The sequence below is a fragment of the Microbulbifer pacificus genome (assembly GCF_002959965.1).
In the GTDB taxonomy this organism is placed as follows: Bacteria; Pseudomonadota; Gammaproteobacteria; order Pseudomonadales; family Cellvibrionaceae; genus Microbulbifer; species Microbulbifer pacificus_A.
Map to the genome: position 1 here is coordinate 794,235 of NZ_PREV01000027.1, position 16,351 is coordinate 810,585.

Sequence of the window (16,351 nt, forward strand, 5' to 3'; positions counted from 1 at the left end):
AAAGTTTACCCCCAAGCACCCCGGAAAGCGACGGTCAATAGGGATAAGTTCCTAAAATTGGATGTTCGTCTGGTATCGGAATTTCGCCGCCTTGAGGTAAAATCCCGCACTTTTGGCGACCCGGTGCCCCGCATACCGGCGCTGTTACTCTGCCAGACATACCAGATCAGGAGACGACCATGGACGCGCTGGAAGCATTACACAACCGCGTATCAGTCGGCGTATTGACGGACCCTGCCCCCAGTTGCAAGCAGCGCGACAACATCTTCCGCGCGGCCCTGCGGGCCGCCGACCATGGCAATTTGCGCCCCTGGCGCTTCCTGGTGGTGGAGGGGGAATCCCGCAGCCGCCTCGGGGAGATCTACCTCAAAGCCAGCGAGGGTAGTGCTAAAACTGGCGAGCCCCTGAGTGATGCGCAACGCGAGCGCCTCCTGGCCATGCCCCTGCGCGCGCCCCTGATCCTCGTCGCCATCACCCGCTTGCAGGTGCACCCTAAAGTCCCCCTCAATGAACAGCGGATGTCCACTGCGGGTGCTGTACAGGCCATGCTGACCGCCGCTTTCGCTGAAGGCGTCGGTGCCTACTGGCGCACCGGTGAGCTGGCTGAGAATCGTCAGGTCGCCCGCGCTCTGGGGCTTACCGACCACGAAGAGATCAGTGGCTTCATCTACATGGGTACCCCCCAGAAACCCCCGCGTTCGGCGCCGGAACTCGCCGTGAGCGACTTCTTCGCGGACTGGCACGGCGAATAACTGCAATCGACGCATGATCGGGAGGCGGCTGTCAGGATTTTTTTCGAAATGGACTTGCACCTGCCGCCGCCTTTCTGTAAAGTGCGCGCTCGCTGATCGGGAGCTATGTTACTGATTAGCAAGGCAAAACGCCGACGAGCCCGCAAGCGTGCGGACGGTTAGCTCGCTAAACAAACCGTGACACGCATACAATTTGGTGAGGTGTCCGAGTGGTCGAAGGAGCACGCCTGGAAAGTGTGTATATCGAAAGGTATCGAGGGTTCGAATCCCTCCCTCACCGCCACATACGAAAAAGCCCGGCTCTATGCCGGGCTTTTTCGTATGTGGCAGTGAGGGAGACCTGGATTAGAACCCCGTTCGAGCCGGAGGCGCGTAGCGCCGGAGACCAGCGAGCGCAGCGAAGCTAATCCCTCCCTCACCACCTCGGTCTCAACTCGCGTTGCGAGTTGAGACCGAGGTTAAACCGAGCTCGCAGGCTCAAAACACGTCTGAGTGTGTTTTGAGCCCATCCCTCCCGAAGTTTGTTTCCGGCAAAACTCATTCAGGCGGCCTTGTCCGTGCTGGCTCTTCACTCCCGTCAAGTTCCTCATCAGTCCTGCAAACCCGAGAAAGGACGCTACAATCGCTCGAGTTTTTTGAGTGCACATTTGTATAACCGCACCAATCCCCGTTTGCACATGATGCACTCAAACACACCGTCAAATATCAAGGTGCTGATCAGCAATAAGATTTGGCCTGGGAGAGAATGAAATGGAAGATTCAAAATTCAAACAAAACCTTGAAGTAGTCGGAAGCGTCGGACTGGCTCTTGGCTACATTGCACTGTTCGCAACATTGATCTGGGGACTGTTTACTCCCGGTAGTCCCGCAACAATCTTCGGCTACGAATTTGTCGGGTTTTCCAAATTTTTCCTGAATCTTGCTGGATTGTTTTTACTCGGATTGATCCCGTTTGGGTTTCTTGTACGGGCAATTTACCGGGCGCTCAGGGATGGGGCGCCGGCGGGCAGGACTTGACGAGAAATTGAAGGTTATGAGCGTGCGGCAGGCGGCCACACCAACCCGGTTGGCGTGGCCGCTACCAGTTCATCAATCCGCAGCCACAACATCTCCCTGGGTGGCATCCCCACCCCGAGCAAACAGCTTCTGCTTGAGTCTTCCGAAGAACGCACTGATATCTACACCAACGCCATACATGGCGGGTACCAGCAGCAGTGTCACAAAGAAGGCCACGAACACCCCGAACGCCAGTGCGATCACAATCGGCTGCAGGAACGCCGCCTGGATACTGCGTTCCATCATCATTGGCAGCAGGCCGACGATGGTGGTGACGGTGGTTAGCAGGATCGGGCGGAAGCGGGATACGCCGGCTTCCACAATGGCCTTCAGGGGTTCCACACCTTTTTCCCGCAGGCGGTTGCACTGGTCCATCAATACCAGGTTGTCGTTCACCACCACACCGGCGGCCGCGGCGATGCCGAAGTAGCTGAAGATGGCCATGGTCATGCCCATCACGCCGTGCCCCAGAATGGCACCGATAAAGGCAAACGGAATGGCCACCAGAATCAGGATCGGCTGGAAGTAGCTGCGGAAGGCAATGGCCAACAGGCTGTACATGGCGAAGAAAGCCATGGTGTAGAGGCCAAGTACTTCCTGGATAAAGCGTTTTTCTCCTTCGGCCTGGCCGACGGCGCCGCGGATGATACCCGGGTAACGCTTCTCCCACTCGGGAAAGAAGTTTTCTTCCAGGTCTTTCATGATTTCACCGCGCACATCGTCTTTCAGATCAGCCATAACACGCGCGGCGCGGTTGCCGTTCCAGCGCTGGATACGCTTGATTCCCGGTGCGTATTCGAGATCGGCAATAGCCAGTAGCGGTACTTCACGGCCGTCGGCGGTGCGCACGCGGAAGTCCTTGAGGCTTTCAATGGAGCGGCGGGATTCCAGCGGGTAGCGCACCATGACTTTTACATCCTGGCCGGCGCGGGGCAGACGCTGTACTTCTTCACCGAAATAGGCCTGGCGCACCTGGCGGTTGACGTCGGCGAGGGTCAGGCCGAGTTTTGTGGCGCCGGGCTTGAGGTCGATGCGGATCTCTTCCGAGGCGCCCTCCAGATTATTGCGTACGTCGTACAGGCTCTCGAAGGTGCGCAGTTTGGACTCCAGGTCTGCGGTGGCCTCGCGCAGTATGTCGAGATCGGGGTGGCGGATGGACAGTTCAAAGCCGGGTCCGTTGTTGTTCAGCGAGTATTGCACCGAAACTTCCTTCGCGTCCGGTACGTCACCGAGCAGTTCACGCAGGCGCAGGGCGGCATCTTTCGCCGTCATGGAGCGGGTTTCCGGCGGCGCCAGCTGCACGATGGCCATGACGCTGTCGCGGCGCGACCGGGTGTACCAGTTTTCGATCAGGGCACCTTCGCCGTCGGTATGCTGGTTGGCTTCTTCTTCCAGGCGTTTCTCCGCGTCCTGCAGTTGTGCGAGAACTTCGAGTGCGCGGCTGTAGGGTGCGCCCTCTGGCATCACCACGTTGACGATGATCTGGTCGGATTCAATATCCGGCATAAACCCTTTTTTCACCCAGCCGCTGCCGAATGCGCCGAAGCCGACCATCATGACCGCGATGAAAATGCTCACCGTGAGATAGCGGCGCTCCACAGCCCAGCTGCCGATGCGACGATAGTGGTTCTGCGCGAAGTGCACGATGCTGTCGGCGATGCGGTTCTGTACGCGGCCAAAGCGACCCGGATTGGTTTGCGGTTTCAGGTTGTTAAGATGCGCCGGCAGGATGAACAGCGCCTCGATCAGTGAGAACAGCAACGCAAGTATGACCACCCAGGTGATATGCCGGGTGAATTCGCTGGTGGAACCGCTGATAAAAATCCACGGCAGGAATGCGAGAATGGTGGTGATGACCGCAAAGATCACCGGCTTTGCCACCAGCTGGGTACCGAGAGTTGCGGCATTGAGACCGCCGCCCGGGTGCTGGTGTTCCGGATTGTGGGATTCGGTGTGGATGCTCTCACCCACCACGATTGCGTCGTCCACCACGATACCGAGCACCAGCAGGAAGGCGAAGGTGGAAAGCATGTTCAGGGAAACCCCCACGCTGGGCAGCAGTACGAAAGCACCGGCGTATGCGGTACCGATACCGATGGATACCCAGAAGGCCACTTTCGGGCGCAGACTGAACACCAGTACCAGCAGTACCAGCAGTAAGCCCTGGAAGGCGGAGCTGCCGATGGTCTCCATACGGCCTTTGAAATCTTCCGCGTTGTCCGTCCAGAGGGTGAGCTTTACGCCCGCGGGCAGGGTGTTACTGCGGTCCTTGATCCATTTGCGGATGGAATCGGATGCGGTGACGATGTCCATGGTTTCGGTGCTCATCACCTGCAGCAGTACCGCCGGTTCGCCGTTCAGGGTGGCGAGAATCTCGTTGTCTTCAAAGCCGTCCACCACTTTGGCCACGTCGCCCACCCGGATGGTGCCACCATCGGCGGTCTGGCGAACGATGATATTGGCGAAATCCTGTTCGCTGTCCGCCTGCTTGCGCACTTTCAGCTGATAGGCGCCCACCTCGGTTCGCACGGTACCGGCGGATTGATTGATTGAGCTGTTGCGGATGGCGTCCGCGAGGTCCTGAAAGGTCATGCCGTAGCGGCGCAGGGCCTGTTCGCTGACTTCAATGGATACTTCTTCCATGCGCGTGCCAAACAGTTCCACCACAGAAATGGCGGGCAGAGTGGCTACTTCGCGGCGCAGTTGTTCCGCCAGGCGCTTCAGTTCGCGTTCACCCACGTCGCCGTGGACTGCCACGCGAATAAATTCCTCGCGGTTGACCCACTGGTGCACCTGAGGCGGCTCGATATCGCGGGGGAATGACGAGATGCCGTCCACGCGGATCTTTACGTCGTTCATAAAACGGGAAAAGTCCACCGAGGTTTGCGCGAGGATATACACCTCACCGAAACCCTCCGATGAAGTGGAGCGGACCCAGTCGATGTTGTCGAGATCGCGTACCGCTTCCTCAATGCGGGAGACGATCTGCTCTTCCACTTCCTGTGGTGAGGCACCGGGCCAGGACACACGGATCTCAAGGCCGGGGAAGCGCACCTGCGGGTCCATTTCCCGTTCCATCTTGAAAAATCCGATTGCGCCGGCCACCAGAATACCGACCATCGCGAGATTGGCGGCTACGCTGTTGCGCGCCCACCAGGCAATAAGGCTGTTCATAAATACACTTCCTTAACGACGGGCCAGGTGGGTGATGGGTTGTACTTCCATGCCGTCGACCGCGTTGGCGACGGTGGAGGTCACTACGCGCTCGCCGTCGGCGACGCCGGACGCGAGTACCACGCGGTGATCGGAGGTGGAGAGTACGTCCACTGTGCGGATATTCAGACGGTTGTTTTCATCTACCACATACACCTTGTCTGCGCTGCGCAACGCTTCTCTCGGTACTATCACCGCCTGGCGCTGTTCAGTGGATTCCGCCTCGGCGGTAACAAACAGTCCCACCGCCAGCGGTACGCCGTTGCTCGCGCCCTTGCCATAGGGGTCTTCCACTTCCGCCACTGCATAAATCAGGCGGGTCTGTTGGTCCACGGCTGCCTGGGTGCGCACAATACGGCCACGCCACTCCTGCTGGTGGCCGCCGACAAGGGCGGAGAGGGTGACTTGCGGGCCTGGGTTTGTCCTGCTGGCGACGAAGCCCATGGGAAGCTCCAGCTCCAGTAGCTGGCTGTCGGTCAGCGGCAGGCGCACTTCGACCCGGTCGGTGGCGAAGATCCGCCCAAGGGGGGTGCTGGCGGTTACGTATTGACCTACACCCACATCACGGCTGATAACGCGACCGCGATAGGGCAGGCGGATTTTGGTTCGGGAAAGATTCAGTTCCGCATCCGCCAGCTCCGCCTGCGCGGCACGCAAATTGGCCTGCGCTTCAATGACCTGGGGCTTGTTCACCTGCAGCGGGGTGGGCTCCTTGTTTGGATTCAGATCTAGCCACTGCTGGCGCTTGATGGCTGCGTTGGCTTCTGCCTGCAGTAACAGCACCTCCGCCTGTGCCACACGCGCTTTGGCCTGCGCGACCTGCAACTGGTAGTCCGCGTCATCCAGCTGGATCAGGGTTTCACCGGCTTCAAAACCGGCACCTTCGGCAAACCCGTCGGCGATGGCAACAATGCGCCCGGAGATCTGCGGAGTGAGATCAATCTCTGTGTGTGGCCGTACTTCACCTTGGGTGGTAACGCTGAGGGCTACCGACTCCTCGCGGGCCTCGGAGTACACCAGGGAAACCAGGCGCTGTTCTTCCTCTTTCTTTTCCGGCTGCGGTTTTGCAGCGGACATCCATTGCACTGTGCCGAAGCCCACCGCCAGTACGAGTACGGGAGCGGCGGCTTTCAGGATTTTTTTGTTCATATGTCTTATTTTGCCTGTGTGCGAGTTCGCCAACGGGGGCTGCCGATTTGGAGTATCCATGGGATCACGAAGTCCATTTGTTAGCTATTGGTCAAAAGCCGGAACGAGTGGAATTGTCGGCAAACGTCCGGTTATTTGCTGAATGGACTCGGTGAGACGCGGTTCTGGATGCAGTGAGGGACAAAAATATTTACGGGGAAATGCCGCACGGGACAAATGGTGTTGTGCACTTGACCTTCCCCTTGCGGTAACCCGGAGGCTCTACCACCATAACGGCCGGGAGAATCTCGGTGGAACGGGAGGAATGAGATGAACATTTCACAGGCGGCAAAGCAGGCGGGGTTATCCGCCAAGGCGCTGCGCTATTACGAATCCATCGACCTGTTGCAGCCAGCGCGGGGGCCCAATGGCTACCGGGAGTACTCCCGCGATGATGTAGAAACTCTGCAGTTTATCCAGCGGGCGCGGGCTTGCGGGTTCTCTGTGGAGGAAGTGCGCCAGCTGCTCACGCTGCACCGGAACCCGGCGCGGCACAGTCACGATGCCAAGCTGTTGGTAGAGGAAAAACTGCAGCAGGTAGAGCAACAGCTGCAGACCTTGCAGGTAATGAAAAAGACCTTGGGAGAGCTGGCGGACAGCTGCGCCGGAGATGACTCGCCGGAGTGTGCCATTCTGTCGCAGCTGGCCAGCAAAGAATAAGGCGATCAAAAGCCCGGTTCCCATCCGGCGAGAATCCGCTCGCGGGTATAGGTCGCGGCCTGTACCTGGCTCAGCTGACGACGCTTGTCGTTGGTGGACGCCCCGGGGCCGTGACTTTCGAACTCAAAGAAACGCGAGTCTTCCGGTGTGAACACCGTGGACTTGGTACCGTCGCGGCTGGTGCCGCGCATGGAGTCCCAGCCGTTGGTGGTGATGTGATCGTCCATAAAGGAGCGGATGAACACCGCCGCGCCGATGGCATCCGGGTCCGCGTAGCGGCCGTCGGCAAACGTCGTTGTGGGGTGCCAGGGGCGGCCGAGCGGGGTCGAGTTGGCGGGTACACCCTCCGCCTTCAGCAGCCGGCAGTTCAGGAAAACCAGCCCGAACTCGTGGTCGATACTGGTACTGGGTGCGGTGACGTAACCTACGATGTCGCGCTCGGTGCCGCGAGGGCGGGTGATGATATCGCTGTTCTCGAACAGCGCCTGGCCCGCGCCGAAAATGAAATCCACGTTCCCTTCAATCACACTGTCTACGAAATAGCTGCGACCCGCTTGCACGAACAGAGTGTCCTGGTAGCCGATAAGGCGCACATTACGGAAGGCCGAGCGGTCGCTGTTGAGGCCTGTCTCCAGTGCTACCGCCTGGGTGCCGTTGATCTTGTCGGTGTGATCGCTGGGAAGGGCATCGGTGGCAAGGAAGTCGAAGCTGTTTTCGATGGTGAGATTCTCCGCGCGAAAATCGGTCGCCTCGATTGTGAGGGTCGCGGTGTCGAAGGTGCCCATCTTGGCTTCGGAACTCGGCTCCGTACCCACCGCCGGCATCCCTGCGTAGTCACCGTAGCGGATGACGGTGTTGTCGCGCCCGGCGCCGATCAGGTAGATGTTGGGTTTGTTGACCAGCAGTTTCTCTTCATACAGGCCCTCGGGCAGGTAGATCACATAGGGCGTCGTGTTTGCTTCCGGCGCCGCCGCCAGCGCCGCGGTAATCGTGGGGAAGGCCGGCGTGTTACCGGTCTCGGCAGAAGCGGTACCGACTACCGCGTCATATCGGCGTTGGACATCGCTCTTGGCACAGGACGTCATCGCCAGCAGTGCCAGCAACCACAGACCGGGCCGCAGTGATCGATGGAGCGAGGGGGGAAGGTCTGAATTATCTCGTGCAGGCATCGCCATGGTACAGCTCCGTCTGATTGTTGGTCAGGTCGAATTTTTCTTGTTTTTGATATTGGTCAGGCCATTCTAGCGGGTTCCCCATACGGGCCTCAACCCGCGTTGTGAGCAGCGCACACCGCGGAAATCGTGGGGAAAACTATTCAGCTGGAGGCTGAGCCCCTTATTTTGCGGGGCTGGCTGGGGTAGAATGCGCGCCCGCTTTAACCGACCGAAGCTGACAGCCCTATGGAAATCAATCCGCTTCTCAACCAGATGAAAGACCTCGCAGAGCGCACCGACGTTCTCAGGGGGTATCTTTGACTACGCTGGCAAGAAAGAACGCCTGACCGAAGTCGAACTCGAACTGGCCGAACCCAGCGTCTGGGATGACCCCGATCGCGCTCAGGAATTGGGTCGCGAGCGCTCCTCTCTGGAGGCCGTCGTAAAAACCATCGAAGACCTCGATGGTGGCCTCAGCGACTGCCGCGAACTGCTCGACATGGCTGTGGAAGAGGGCGATGAAGACTCCGTGACAGAAGTAGCGGGCGAACTCGGTAACCTCGAACAGCAGCTCGAAACCCTCGAATTCCGCCGCATGTTCTCCGGCGAAACCGACCCCAACAACGCCTACCTGGACATCCAGGCCGGCTCCGGCGGCACCGAAGCCCAGGACTGGGCCGAAATGCTGCTGCGCATGTACCTGCGCTGGGGCGAAGCCCACGGCTTCAAAACCACCCTCGAGGAAGCTTCCGCAGGCGACGTTGCCGGCATCAAAAGTGCCACCATCCACTTTCAGGGCGAATACGCCTACGGCTGGCTGCGCACCGAAACCGGCGTACACCGCCTGGTGCGGAAATCCCCGTTCGACTCCGGCAACCGCCGCCACACCTCCTTCACCTCCGTCTTCGTCTCCCCGGAGATCGACGACAACATCGAGATTGAGGTGGACAAATCCCAGGTGCGTGAAGACACCTACCGCGCCTCTGGCGCCGGCGGTCAGCACGTCAACAAAACCGACTCCGCGGTGCGCTTGACCCACATAGCCACGGGCATCGTCGTCGCCTGCCAGAGCGAACGCTCCCAGCACCAGAACCGCGACAAAGCCTGGAAAATGCTGCGGGCGCGACTTTACGAACAGGAAATGCAGAAGCGCAACGCCGAAAAGCAAGCGCTGGAAGAAAGCAAATCCGACATCGGCTGGGGTAGTCAGATCCGCTCCTACGTTCTGGATGACTCGCGCATCAAAGACCTGCGCACCGGCGTCCAGACCAGTAACTGCCAGGCAGTGCTGGACGGGGACCTGGATCAGTTTATCGAAGCGAGCCTGAAGGCGGGGCTGTAAGGTTCCAGTGATTGTTGGGCACGCTTCGCTTTGCCCAACATACGGCATTGATTAGAGCTGAGTTTTTACTTGGCTTACGAAGCAAAATACGTCGAATTAAAGGTGGAGTGCTGGGTGTTCGGTTTCGAAACCGAATACCCAGTGCTCCACCGCCACGGAATTCAGAACAGAGCTTTACAGAAAAGCGGCGAAGTCCGAAACACACCAGAAAGACATGTGATAGATCATGAGCAACACACCAACTCAGCAAGACGAAAACAAACTGATCGCCGAGCGCCGCGCCAAACTCAGCGCCATGCGCGAGAAGGGCAATGCCTTCCCGAACAGCTTTCGCCGCGAACACCTCGCCGCCGACCTGCAAAAAGAGTTTGGTGAAAAGAGCAAGGAAGAGCTGGAAGCCGAAGGCAACACGGCCTGTGTCGCCGGCCGTATCCTCGCCAAGCGCGGCCCCTTCCTCGTGATTCAGGACGTCTCCGACCGCATCCAGCTGTACGCCGACAAGCAGGCCCAGGCCGACATCAAAGAGCGCTGGGGCACCTGGGACATCGGCGACATCGTCGGCGTCAAAGGCGCACTGCACAAATCCGGCAAAGGCGACCTCTACGTCAACTGCGAAGAGTACAGCCTGCTCACCAAAGCCCTGCGCCCGCTGCCAGAAAAATTCCATGGTATTTCCGACCAGGAAATGCGCTATCGTCAGCGCTACGTCGACCTGATCGCCACTCCGGAATCCCGCAAGGTGTTCCAGCTGCGCGTTCAAATCATCGACTACATCCGCCAGTACCTGAACAAAAACCACTTCATGGAAGTGGAAACCCCCATGTTACAGGTCATCCCCGGCGGCGCCGCCGCGCGCCCGTTTGTGACGCATCACAACGCGCTCGACATCGACATGTACCTGCGCATCGCGCCGGAGCTGTACCTCAAGCGTCTGGTGGTCGGCGGCTTTGAGCGCGTATACGAAATCAACCGCAACTTCCGCAACGAAGGCCTGTCCACACGCCACAACCCCGAGTTCACCATGCTCGAGTTCTACCAGGCGTACGCGGACTACCGCGACATGATGGACCACACCGAAGCGCTGCTGCGCGGCATCTGCACCGACGTGCTCGGCAGCACCACCGTCGAGTACCAGGGCAAGAGCTACGATTTCGCCCAGCCGTTCGCGCGTATCAGCGTGTTCGACTCGATTCTCAAATACAACCCGGAACTGAGCGCCTCCGACATCGACAATATGGAAAGCGCGCGCAAGGTGGCGGAAAAACTGAACATCCAGGTCAAGGAGATCTGGGGGCTCGGCAAAGTGCAGATCGAGATTTTTGAGGCGACCGTTGAACACCTGCTCGATCAGCCGACCTTCATCACCGAATACCCGACCGAAGTATCCCCGCTGGCGCGTCGCAACGACGACAACCCGTTTGTGACGGACCGCTTCGAGTTTTTCATCGGCGGCCGCGAGATTGCCAATGGCTTCTCGGAGCTCAACGACGCCGAAGACCAGGCCGAGCGCTTCATGGCGCAAGTGGCCGAAAAGGATGCCGGTGACGACGAAGCCATGCACTACGACGCCGACTATGTACGTGCGCTGGAATACGGTCTGCCACCTACCGCCGGTGAGGGTATCGGCATCGACCGGTTGGTAATGTTCCTCACCAACTCACCGTCTATCCGTGACGTCCTGCTGTTTCCGCATATGCGTCCGGAAGCTTCCGTCGAGTAATGTTCGGCGGACGCTAAAAAAGGGCGATGGCTTTGCGGCCATCGCCCTTTTTTGTACCCACTCAGGGCGCCCTGAAATCAGTGGCGTATGCCCAGCGGTCCCGCTGGCAGATAAATGGTTTCCGGGGCTGTGCTGCCCTTGCGTTGGATTTCCACAGGCACCGAAGTACCTGGCGCAACCTGATAGACCTGGGTGCGCAGATCGCCCATGTGGAATACCCGCTGATTGTTGTAGCGGATGATCTTGTCGCCGGCGCGCAGGCCCGCATCGTAGGCCGGCGCGGACTCCAGAATACTGCTGATCTCGAATTCAGAGCGTCCTCCAGTGGCATTCAGATACTGCTCGAACTCCTCCTGGGTTAGCTCCTGCTCGAAAACCCGGCGTGGATTGCTATAAGTCTGCAATTGTTCCTGCAGCTCCTTGGCCCGTTTGGATCGTTTGTCCTGCAAGTGGTGATACTCATAGCTGAACTGCATCTGTTCGTACTGAATGCGCTCCTGCTTGTCGACAATATATTCCGCGCGCTCGTAGCTGAGCCCGGCATCGGTAAAATGTCTGATCTGGCCTTCCCTCACGCGGGCGTAGCGATCGCCGTTTTCTTGCTCGCGAATAGATCGGTGGTGGATTGCTGGCTCTGGTGCTTCGCGCGATTCCAGTGTTGCGTGGCGGATATCCCCCGTTGCGGCTGCGGGGTCCAGCCGTTTGCTCAGGTCATTCACCAGTTCCAGCAGTTGGTTCTGGATTTTGAGTGTCTGCTCCAGGGATTTTTCCAGCTGTTGTACCCGCGCGGTCAGATCGCCCCTGGGTTGGGAGGATTTGGCGCTGTCGGAGAAGAGTGTCTCGCGAATGGTGGATGCCGCGGGATTGTCCGGATTGGTCCAGTGGGCCACTGCGGCACCGACAAGAAGCAGGGAAATCGCCAGCGGAATGGCGTGTCTGTGCAGGTTCATGGAATCACCAAGTCACTTCAGAGGCGGTATTGGCCAATTATAGAAGTACCAGGTGGTTGGGCAGTTCGTTCTTGACGACAGTGGCGGGTGCGGCCTCCTCCAGAAGGCGACCGCATTTTTCCACGCAGTGAACGAATGCCTCGCCGGTTTTTCCTTTTTTCACCTCGCGGATGAAGTTCTCGACGATTTCCTGCCAGCTCTCATTGGTGATCTGCTCCGCCAGGCCGCGGTCGGCAAGAATCTCGACATAGTGCTCCGACTGTGAGACGAAGATCAGCAGGCCCAGTCGGTCTTTGGTGCTGTGCAGCTCGTGTTCAAGAAACTGGCGGCGGGCTAGATTGGACGCGCGCCAGTACTTCACTTTCTTTGGGATGAGCAGCATGGTCAGCGGTCGCCAGCGGAACAGGATTGCGAGCATGATGAACAGGACCCACTGCAGGGTGAAGGCCTGTTGGTATTCGATCCACCAGGGCAGGAACTGCATCAGTGGTGCCAGCAGCAGGGCGAGAAAGGCCGCCCACAGGGTGGAAATGTACAGGTAGTTGTCGGCGCGGCGGGCGAGCACCGTTACCAGCTCCGCGTCGGTGCGCGATTCCACATCCTTGATCGTGTCGGCGACTTTGCGCCGCTCGCTTGCATTCAGCATGTTGGTTTTCCGTTGTCCGCCAAATCCACTTTCGGTACAGGGTGTTTACCAGCCACCGGAAGCTCCTCCACCGCCGAAGCCGCCGCCCCCGCCGCCGAATCCACCGCCAAAGCCTCCGCCGCTATAACCGCCGCCGAATCCACCTCCACCGTAGTAGCCGCCGTAACGGCCGCGACGATAGTTGCTGCCGCCTGAGGGGGAGCCGAGTACTGAAGAGCCGAAAATCTGCAGCATGATGAACAACAGGAAAATCCCCACCAGTAGCGCCAGCTGCCGGTCGCGGTTGGACTCTGTGGGTTCGGGAACATACTCGTTTTTGATCGCGGCAATGATGGAGTCAACGCCGTTCACCACGCCGGCGTCGAAGTTGCCCTGGCGAAAATAGGGCAGGATCTTGGTGTGGATGATATTGGCGGAAAGTGCATCGGTGAGGGCGCCTTCGAGACCGTAACCGACTTCAATACGCACCTGTCGGTCACTGGGGGCAACAATCAGCAGGACGCCATTGTCCTTCCCTTTCTGACCGATTTTCCAGTGTCGTCCCAGCTGGTAGCCGTACTCCTCGATGGTGAGCCCCTGCAGGTCGGGCAGGGTGACCACCACGATCTGGTTGCTGGTTTCCTTCTCGTGCTGTTGCAGAATTTCCGTGAGCTGGTAGCGGGTGCTCTGGTTCAACAGGTTGGCATTGTCCACCACCCGCCCACTGAGGCTGGGGAATTTCACGTCCGCTGCGGCAAGCCCGGCCCCAAACAGGGCCGGGAGCAGGAGAAGCAGCAGGGCGATCCGCCGGATCGTCATTCAGGACTCCGCTGTTACAGTGACATACAGTGGCGACGCTTACTGGAAGTCGACTTCGGGTGCCTTGTCCGCGTTTTCCGACGTGGCCTCGAACGTGTCGCGAATGGGCATGTCGCTATACATGATGGTGTGCCAGATACGGCCGGGGAAGGTGCGAATCTCGCGGTTGTAGCGCTCCACCGCGGCGATATAATCCCGCCGGGCCACGCTGATGCGGTTTTCGGTGCCTTCCAGCTGGGATTGCAGAGCGAGGAAGTTCTGGTTCGCCTTGAGGTCCGGGTAGCGCTCGACCACCACCATCAGGCGGGAGAGGGCGCTGCTGAGCTGGGCCTGGGCTGCTTCGAACTGCTTCAGTTTCTCGGGGTCGTTGATGATGCCGGAGTCTACCTGCATGGAATTGACCTTGGCGCGCGCTTCGGTGACCGCTTCCAGGGTTTCCCGTTCGTGGGCGGCATAGGCCTTAACGGTCTTCACCAGGTTGGGAATCAGGTCCGCGCGGCGCTGGTACTGGTTCTGTACCTGGGCCCAGGTGGCCTTCACATTCTCGTCGTAGGTGGGGATGTTGTTGATGCCGCAGCCCGTCAGGCCAAACGCCAGTAGTGAAAGCAACAGGGTTTGCCAGAAACGCCGTTGCGGGAAATCTAGTTTGCCCGTGAGTGCTGTGTTCATTCCGTTCATCCATGTTGGTTCCGAACAAGACAATAATAGACTCCCAAAAGCCGATGTCCGGCAACTACCGGCAGGCGACCGATTCAGAGAGTAGTAATGGCATTAAAAGCGACGATATTCAAAGCCCGCGTGCAGATCGCGGATATGGACCGGGATTATTACGCGGAACACCTGTTGACCCTGGCGCGCCACCCGTCGGAGACCGATGGGCGGATGATGATCCGGTTGCTGGCCTTTGCCCACAATGCCAGTGAGCAGCTGGAATTCACCCGCGGCCTTTCCAGCGACGACGAACCGGATTTGTGGCAGCACAGCCTGAGCGGCGAAATAGAGACCTGGATTGAAGTGGGCGTGCCCGCGGAAGATCGTATTCGCAAGGCCTGTGGTCGCGCGCGTAAGGTCACTGTCTACGCCTATGGGCAACGTACCGCGTCGGTGTGGTGGCAGAAGATGGAATCTATCAGTGCGCGTTTCGACAATCTGGAGATTTTCTATCTGCCCGCAGACAGTTGCGTACAACTTGCGGCGATGGCTGAGCGTACCATGGATCTGTCAGTCACCATCCAGGACGGGCACCTGTGGTTCGCCAGTAATGACAACAACATTGAAGTCCTGCCTGAGCGCTGGAAATAACGTTTTATATGGCCCGCATGGTGTGCGGGCGAGATTAAGGGAGCCTCAACTATGCCGTCATTCGATATCGTTTCCGAAGTGGATAAACATCAACTGACCAACGCCGTGGATCAGGTCAATCGGACCATCACCACCCGCTATGATTTCAAAGGCGTGGATGCGGAAGTGGAGCGCAGTGAGTTTGTCCTGACTCTGCGCGCCGATTCCGAGATGCAGATCGGTCAGATGGAAGACCTGGTGCGCCAGGCGTTGATCAAGTGCAGTATCGACCCACTGGTAATGGATGTTGGCGAGCCGACGCAGTCCGGCAAGCAGGTGAAGCTGGAAATCAAACTGAAAAATGGTCTCGACAAAGAGTTGTCAAAAAAGATCGTTAAGATCATCAAGGACGAAAAACTCAAGGTGCAGGCCGCGATTCAGGGTGACGCCGTGCGGGTTACCGGCAAGAAGCGCGATGACCTGCAGCAGGTGATTGCCATGTTGCGGAGTAAAGAGCTGGAGCAACCTCTGCAGTTCGAAAACTTCCGCGATTGAGGTGATCCCATTTATACGGGAGAGGCCTTTGAAGTATTTATCCGAACGCTGGTTGTGTGTTGGCGCCGGCGCGCTGCTGGGTATGTGGACACCGCTGGCGTCGCTCGCCATTGCTGAACCGCATTCCGGGGTGCCAGTATCGCCGGCGACACTCCTGAATGCCTGGTGGATCGACGGCAGTGAGGGGCTGGACATCTCCGGTTTGAGCTTCTGTGATGGCGAACTGCTGGCGGTTGCAGATAAAGTGTCGGAACAGATATTCCAGCTCTCACCCGAATCCGATCGGGATTCCGTCGCGCTCAAGACCAAAGCCGGTTTTACCCGGCCCTCTCTGCCGGATGATCAACCGGTGCCACTGAAAGCTCGTGCACTACATGTCGCAAGCCCATCTCTGAGCATGGATTTTGAGGGCATTACCTGTGACGCTGATGGCATCTATCTGCTGAGTGAGCGGTACAACCGTATTGCACGGCTCAACAGCATCGAAAGCCGGGGGGAGTGGCTGCCGGTGCGCTGGTCAGAATCGGCAAAAACGCGCGGCTTCTTGCGCGTGTTCAACGCCGAAAGTGAAGGCGTGGCCAAGATCGGCGATGATTTCTGGGTGGCGCTGGAGCGCGATCCGCGCGGACTGCTCAAACTGCACGCGGGCGATCAGGAAGGGCGAGATTTTCGCGTCGTGCCGGAGGTGAAAGGGCTTGATTTCCGTGGCCGCTCGGAAGATATCGCCGGACTTGCGGCGTATGACGGTGCGCTGTTTACCCTGGAGCGCAATGCGTTCGCAGTGTGTCGCCGCAATGTAGAGAGTCTTCAGGCGGAATGGTGCATTCACTATCACGATGTCGAAGAGGGATCGGAATTCGTTTATCTGGATACCCGATTTGGTAAGGGTGAAGGGCTTGCGGTTAACGAGCGGGGAATTTTCGTGGTACTGGATAACAATGGCATTGGTCGTGCTGCTGCACCGGAAGACACGCGAGGATTGCTGTTACACCTGGCTTTTCCCGAAGCGGAAATGGAAGGCGGTAACCGGATTTGA

Annotated in this window: 15 protein-coding genes and 1 tRNA gene; 9 read left to right on the forward strand and 7 right to left on the reverse strand. The window is 58.6% G+C overall.

Annotated elements, in window-relative coordinates; genetic code table 11:
- Nucleotides 1–179 precede the first annotated feature (179 nt).
- The 3 genes from C3938_RS14100 (at nucleotide 180) to C3938_RS14110 (ending at nucleotide 1,769) form a co-directional block, all read left to right on the forward strand.
- Nucleotides 180–752 (forward strand): nitroreductase family protein, encoded by a 573-nt coding sequence (locus C3938_RS14100; protein WP_105103888.1) that lies wholly within the window; start codon nucleotides 180–182, stop codon nucleotides 750–752.
- A gap of 195 nt (nucleotides 753–947) precedes the next feature.
- Nucleotides 948–1,035 (forward strand) — tRNA-Ser (locus C3938_RS14105).
- 467 nt (nucleotides 1,036–1,502) lie between these two features.
- Nucleotides 1,503–1,769 (forward strand): hypothetical protein, encoded by a 267-nt coding sequence (locus C3938_RS14110; protein ID WP_105103889.1) that lies wholly within the window; start codon nucleotides 1,503–1,505, stop codon nucleotides 1,767–1,769.
- Nucleotides 1,770–1,841: 72 nt separating this feature from the next.
- Here C3938_RS14110 and C3938_RS14115 read toward each other — a convergent pair whose 3' ends face one another.
- Nucleotides 1,842–4,982 (reverse strand): efflux RND transporter permease subunit, encoded by a 3,141-nt coding sequence (locus tag C3938_RS14115; protein ID WP_105103890.1) that lies wholly within the window; start codon nucleotides 4,980–4,982, stop codon nucleotides 1,842–1,844.
- Nucleotides 4,983–4,994: 12 nt separating this feature from the next.
- Nucleotides 4,995–6,170 (reverse strand): efflux RND transporter periplasmic adaptor subunit, encoded by a 1,176-nt coding sequence (locus tag C3938_RS14120; protein WP_105103891.1) that lies wholly within the window; start codon nucleotides 6,168–6,170, stop codon nucleotides 4,995–4,997.
- 309 nt (nucleotides 6,171–6,479) lie between these two features.
- Here C3938_RS14120 and C3938_RS14125 point away from each other — a divergent pair, with 309 nt between their 5' ends.
- Nucleotides 6,480–6,869 carry a MerR family transcriptional regulator gene (locus C3938_RS14125; protein WP_105103892.1) on the forward strand — a complete coding sequence of 130 codons (390 nt, stop codon included), beginning with the start codon at nucleotides 6,480–6,482 and terminating at the stop codon, nucleotides 6,867–6,869.
- A gap of 5 nt (nucleotides 6,870–6,874) precedes the next feature.
- Here the strand turns inward: C3938_RS14125 and C3938_RS14130 are convergent, their stop codons facing one another.
- The gene (locus C3938_RS14130) at nucleotides 6,875–8,044 is read right to left on the reverse strand and encodes a pectinesterase family protein (protein ID WP_233998928.1); all 1,170 of its coding nucleotides are present in this window, start codon (nucleotides 8,042–8,044) and stop codon (nucleotides 6,875–6,877) included.
- A gap of 225 nt (nucleotides 8,045–8,269) precedes the next feature.
- On the opposite strand from C3938_RS14130, the gene prfB reads away from it, so the two are divergent.
- Both prfB and lysS read left to right on the forward strand, forming a co-directional pair.
- Nucleotides 8,270–9,365 (forward strand): peptide chain release factor 2 gene (gene prfB, locus C3938_RS14135; RefSeq protein WP_105103893.1). Its coding sequence is split into 2 segments (ribosomal slippage): nucleotides 8,270–8,341 and nucleotides 8,343–9,365, totalling 1,095 coding nucleotides; the frame shifts between segments, so codons are not numbered across the junction.
- Nucleotides 9,366–9,591: 226 nt separating this feature from the next.
- A complete protein-coding gene (gene lysS / locus C3938_RS14140) occupies nucleotides 9,592–11,085 on the forward strand; it encodes a lysine--tRNA ligase (RefSeq protein WP_105103894.1) in 1,494 nt (497 codons plus the stop codon).
- A gap of 77 nt (nucleotides 11,086–11,162) precedes the next feature.
- Here lysS and C3938_RS14145 read toward each other — a convergent pair whose 3' ends face one another.
- Genes C3938_RS14145 through C3938_RS14160 form a run of 4 tightly spaced genes read right to left on the reverse strand, consistent with a single transcriptional unit; the run spans nucleotide 11,163 to nucleotide 14,148 of the window.
- A complete protein-coding gene (locus C3938_RS14145) occupies nucleotides 11,163–12,035 on the reverse strand; it encodes a PDZ domain-containing protein (RefSeq protein ID WP_105103895.1) in 873 nt (290 codons plus the stop codon).
- Nucleotides 12,036–12,072: 37 nt separating this feature from the next.
- The gene (locus tag C3938_RS14150; RefSeq protein WP_105103896.1) at nucleotides 12,073–12,681 is read right to left on the reverse strand and encodes a TPM domain-containing protein; all 609 of its coding nucleotides are present in this window, start codon (nucleotides 12,679–12,681) and stop codon (nucleotides 12,073–12,075) included.
- Nucleotides 12,682–12,726: 45 nt separating this feature from the next.
- Nucleotides 12,727–13,479, reverse strand: a complete 753-nt coding sequence (locus C3938_RS18310; protein WP_105103897.1) for a TPM domain-containing protein — start codon at nucleotides 13,477–13,479, stop codon at nucleotides 12,727–12,729.
- Nucleotides 13,480–13,518: 39 nt separating this feature from the next.
- Nucleotides 13,519–14,148 carry a LemA family protein gene (locus tag C3938_RS14160; RefSeq protein ID WP_105103898.1) on the reverse strand — a complete coding sequence of 210 codons (630 nt, stop codon included), beginning with the start codon at nucleotides 14,146–14,148 and terminating at the stop codon, nucleotides 13,519–13,521.
- 96 nt (nucleotides 14,149–14,244) lie between these two features.
- Here C3938_RS14160 and C3938_RS14165 point away from each other — a divergent pair, with 96 nt between their 5' ends.
- Genes C3938_RS14165 through C3938_RS14175 form a run of 3 tightly spaced genes read left to right on the forward strand, consistent with a single transcriptional unit; the run spans nucleotide 14,245 to nucleotide 16,351 of the window.
- A complete protein-coding gene (locus C3938_RS14165) occupies nucleotides 14,245–14,781 on the forward strand; it encodes a YaeQ family protein (RefSeq protein WP_105103899.1) in 537 nt (178 codons plus the stop codon).
- A gap of 51 nt (nucleotides 14,782–14,832) precedes the next feature.
- On the forward strand, nucleotides 14,833–15,315 hold the full coding sequence (locus C3938_RS14170; protein ID WP_105103900.1) for a YajQ family cyclic di-GMP-binding protein: 483 nt from the start codon (nucleotides 14,833–14,835) through the stop codon (nucleotides 15,313–15,315).
- Between the two features lie 28 nt (nucleotides 15,316–15,343).
- On the forward strand, nucleotides 15,344–16,351 hold the full coding sequence (locus C3938_RS14175) for a hypothetical protein (protein ID WP_233998929.1): 1,008 nt from the start codon (nucleotides 15,344–15,346) through the stop codon (nucleotides 16,349–16,351).

Bases quoted from the DNA above. Each gene is read 5' to 3' on its own strand.
- C3938_RS14100 (WP_105103888.1), top strand. From the start codon at position 180: ATGGACGCGCTGGAAGCATTACACAACCGCGTATCAGTCGGCGTATTG.
- C3938_RS14110 (WP_105103889.1), top strand. From the start codon at position 1,503: ATGGAAGATTCAAAATTCAAACAAAACCTTGAAGTAGTCGGAAGCGTC.
- C3938_RS14170 (WP_105103900.1), top strand. From the start codon at position 14,833: ATGCCGTCATTCGATATCGTTTCCGAAGTGGATAAACATCAACTGACC.
- C3938_RS14120 (WP_105103891.1), bottom strand. From the start codon at position 6,170: ATGAACAAAAAAATCCTGAAAGCCGCCGCTCCCGTACTCGTACTGGCG.
- C3938_RS14160 (WP_105103898.1), bottom strand. From the start codon at position 14,148: ATGAACACAGCACTCACGGGCAAACTAGATTTCCCGCAACGGCGTTTC.
- C3938_RS14150 (WP_105103896.1), bottom strand. From the start codon at position 12,681: ATGCTGAATGCAAGCGAGCGGCGCAAAGTCGCCGACACGATCAAGGAT.
- C3938_RS14125 (WP_105103892.1), top strand. From the start codon at position 6,480: ATGAACATTTCACAGGCGGCAAAGCAGGCGGGGTTATCCGCCAAGGCG.
- lysS (WP_105103894.1), top strand. From the start codon at position 9,592: ATGAGCAACACACCAACTCAGCAAGACGAAAACAAACTGATCGCCGAG.
- C3938_RS14165 (WP_105103899.1), top strand. From the start codon at position 14,245: ATGGCATTAAAAGCGACGATATTCAAAGCCCGCGTGCAGATCGCGGAT.
- C3938_RS14115 (WP_105103890.1), bottom strand. From the start codon at position 4,982: ATGAACAGCCTTATTGCCTGGTGGGCGCGCAACAGCGTAGCCGCCAAT.
- C3938_RS14130 (WP_233998928.1), bottom strand. From the start codon at position 8,044: ATGGCGATGCCTGCACGAGATAATTCAGACCTTCCCCCCTCGCTCCAT.
- C3938_RS14145 (WP_105103895.1), bottom strand. From the start codon at position 12,035: ATGAACCTGCACAGACACGCCATTCCGCTGGCGATTTCCCTGCTTCTT.
- C3938_RS18310 (WP_105103897.1), bottom strand. From the start codon at position 13,479: ATGACGATCCGGCGGATCGCCCTGCTGCTTCTCCTGCTCCCGGCCCTG.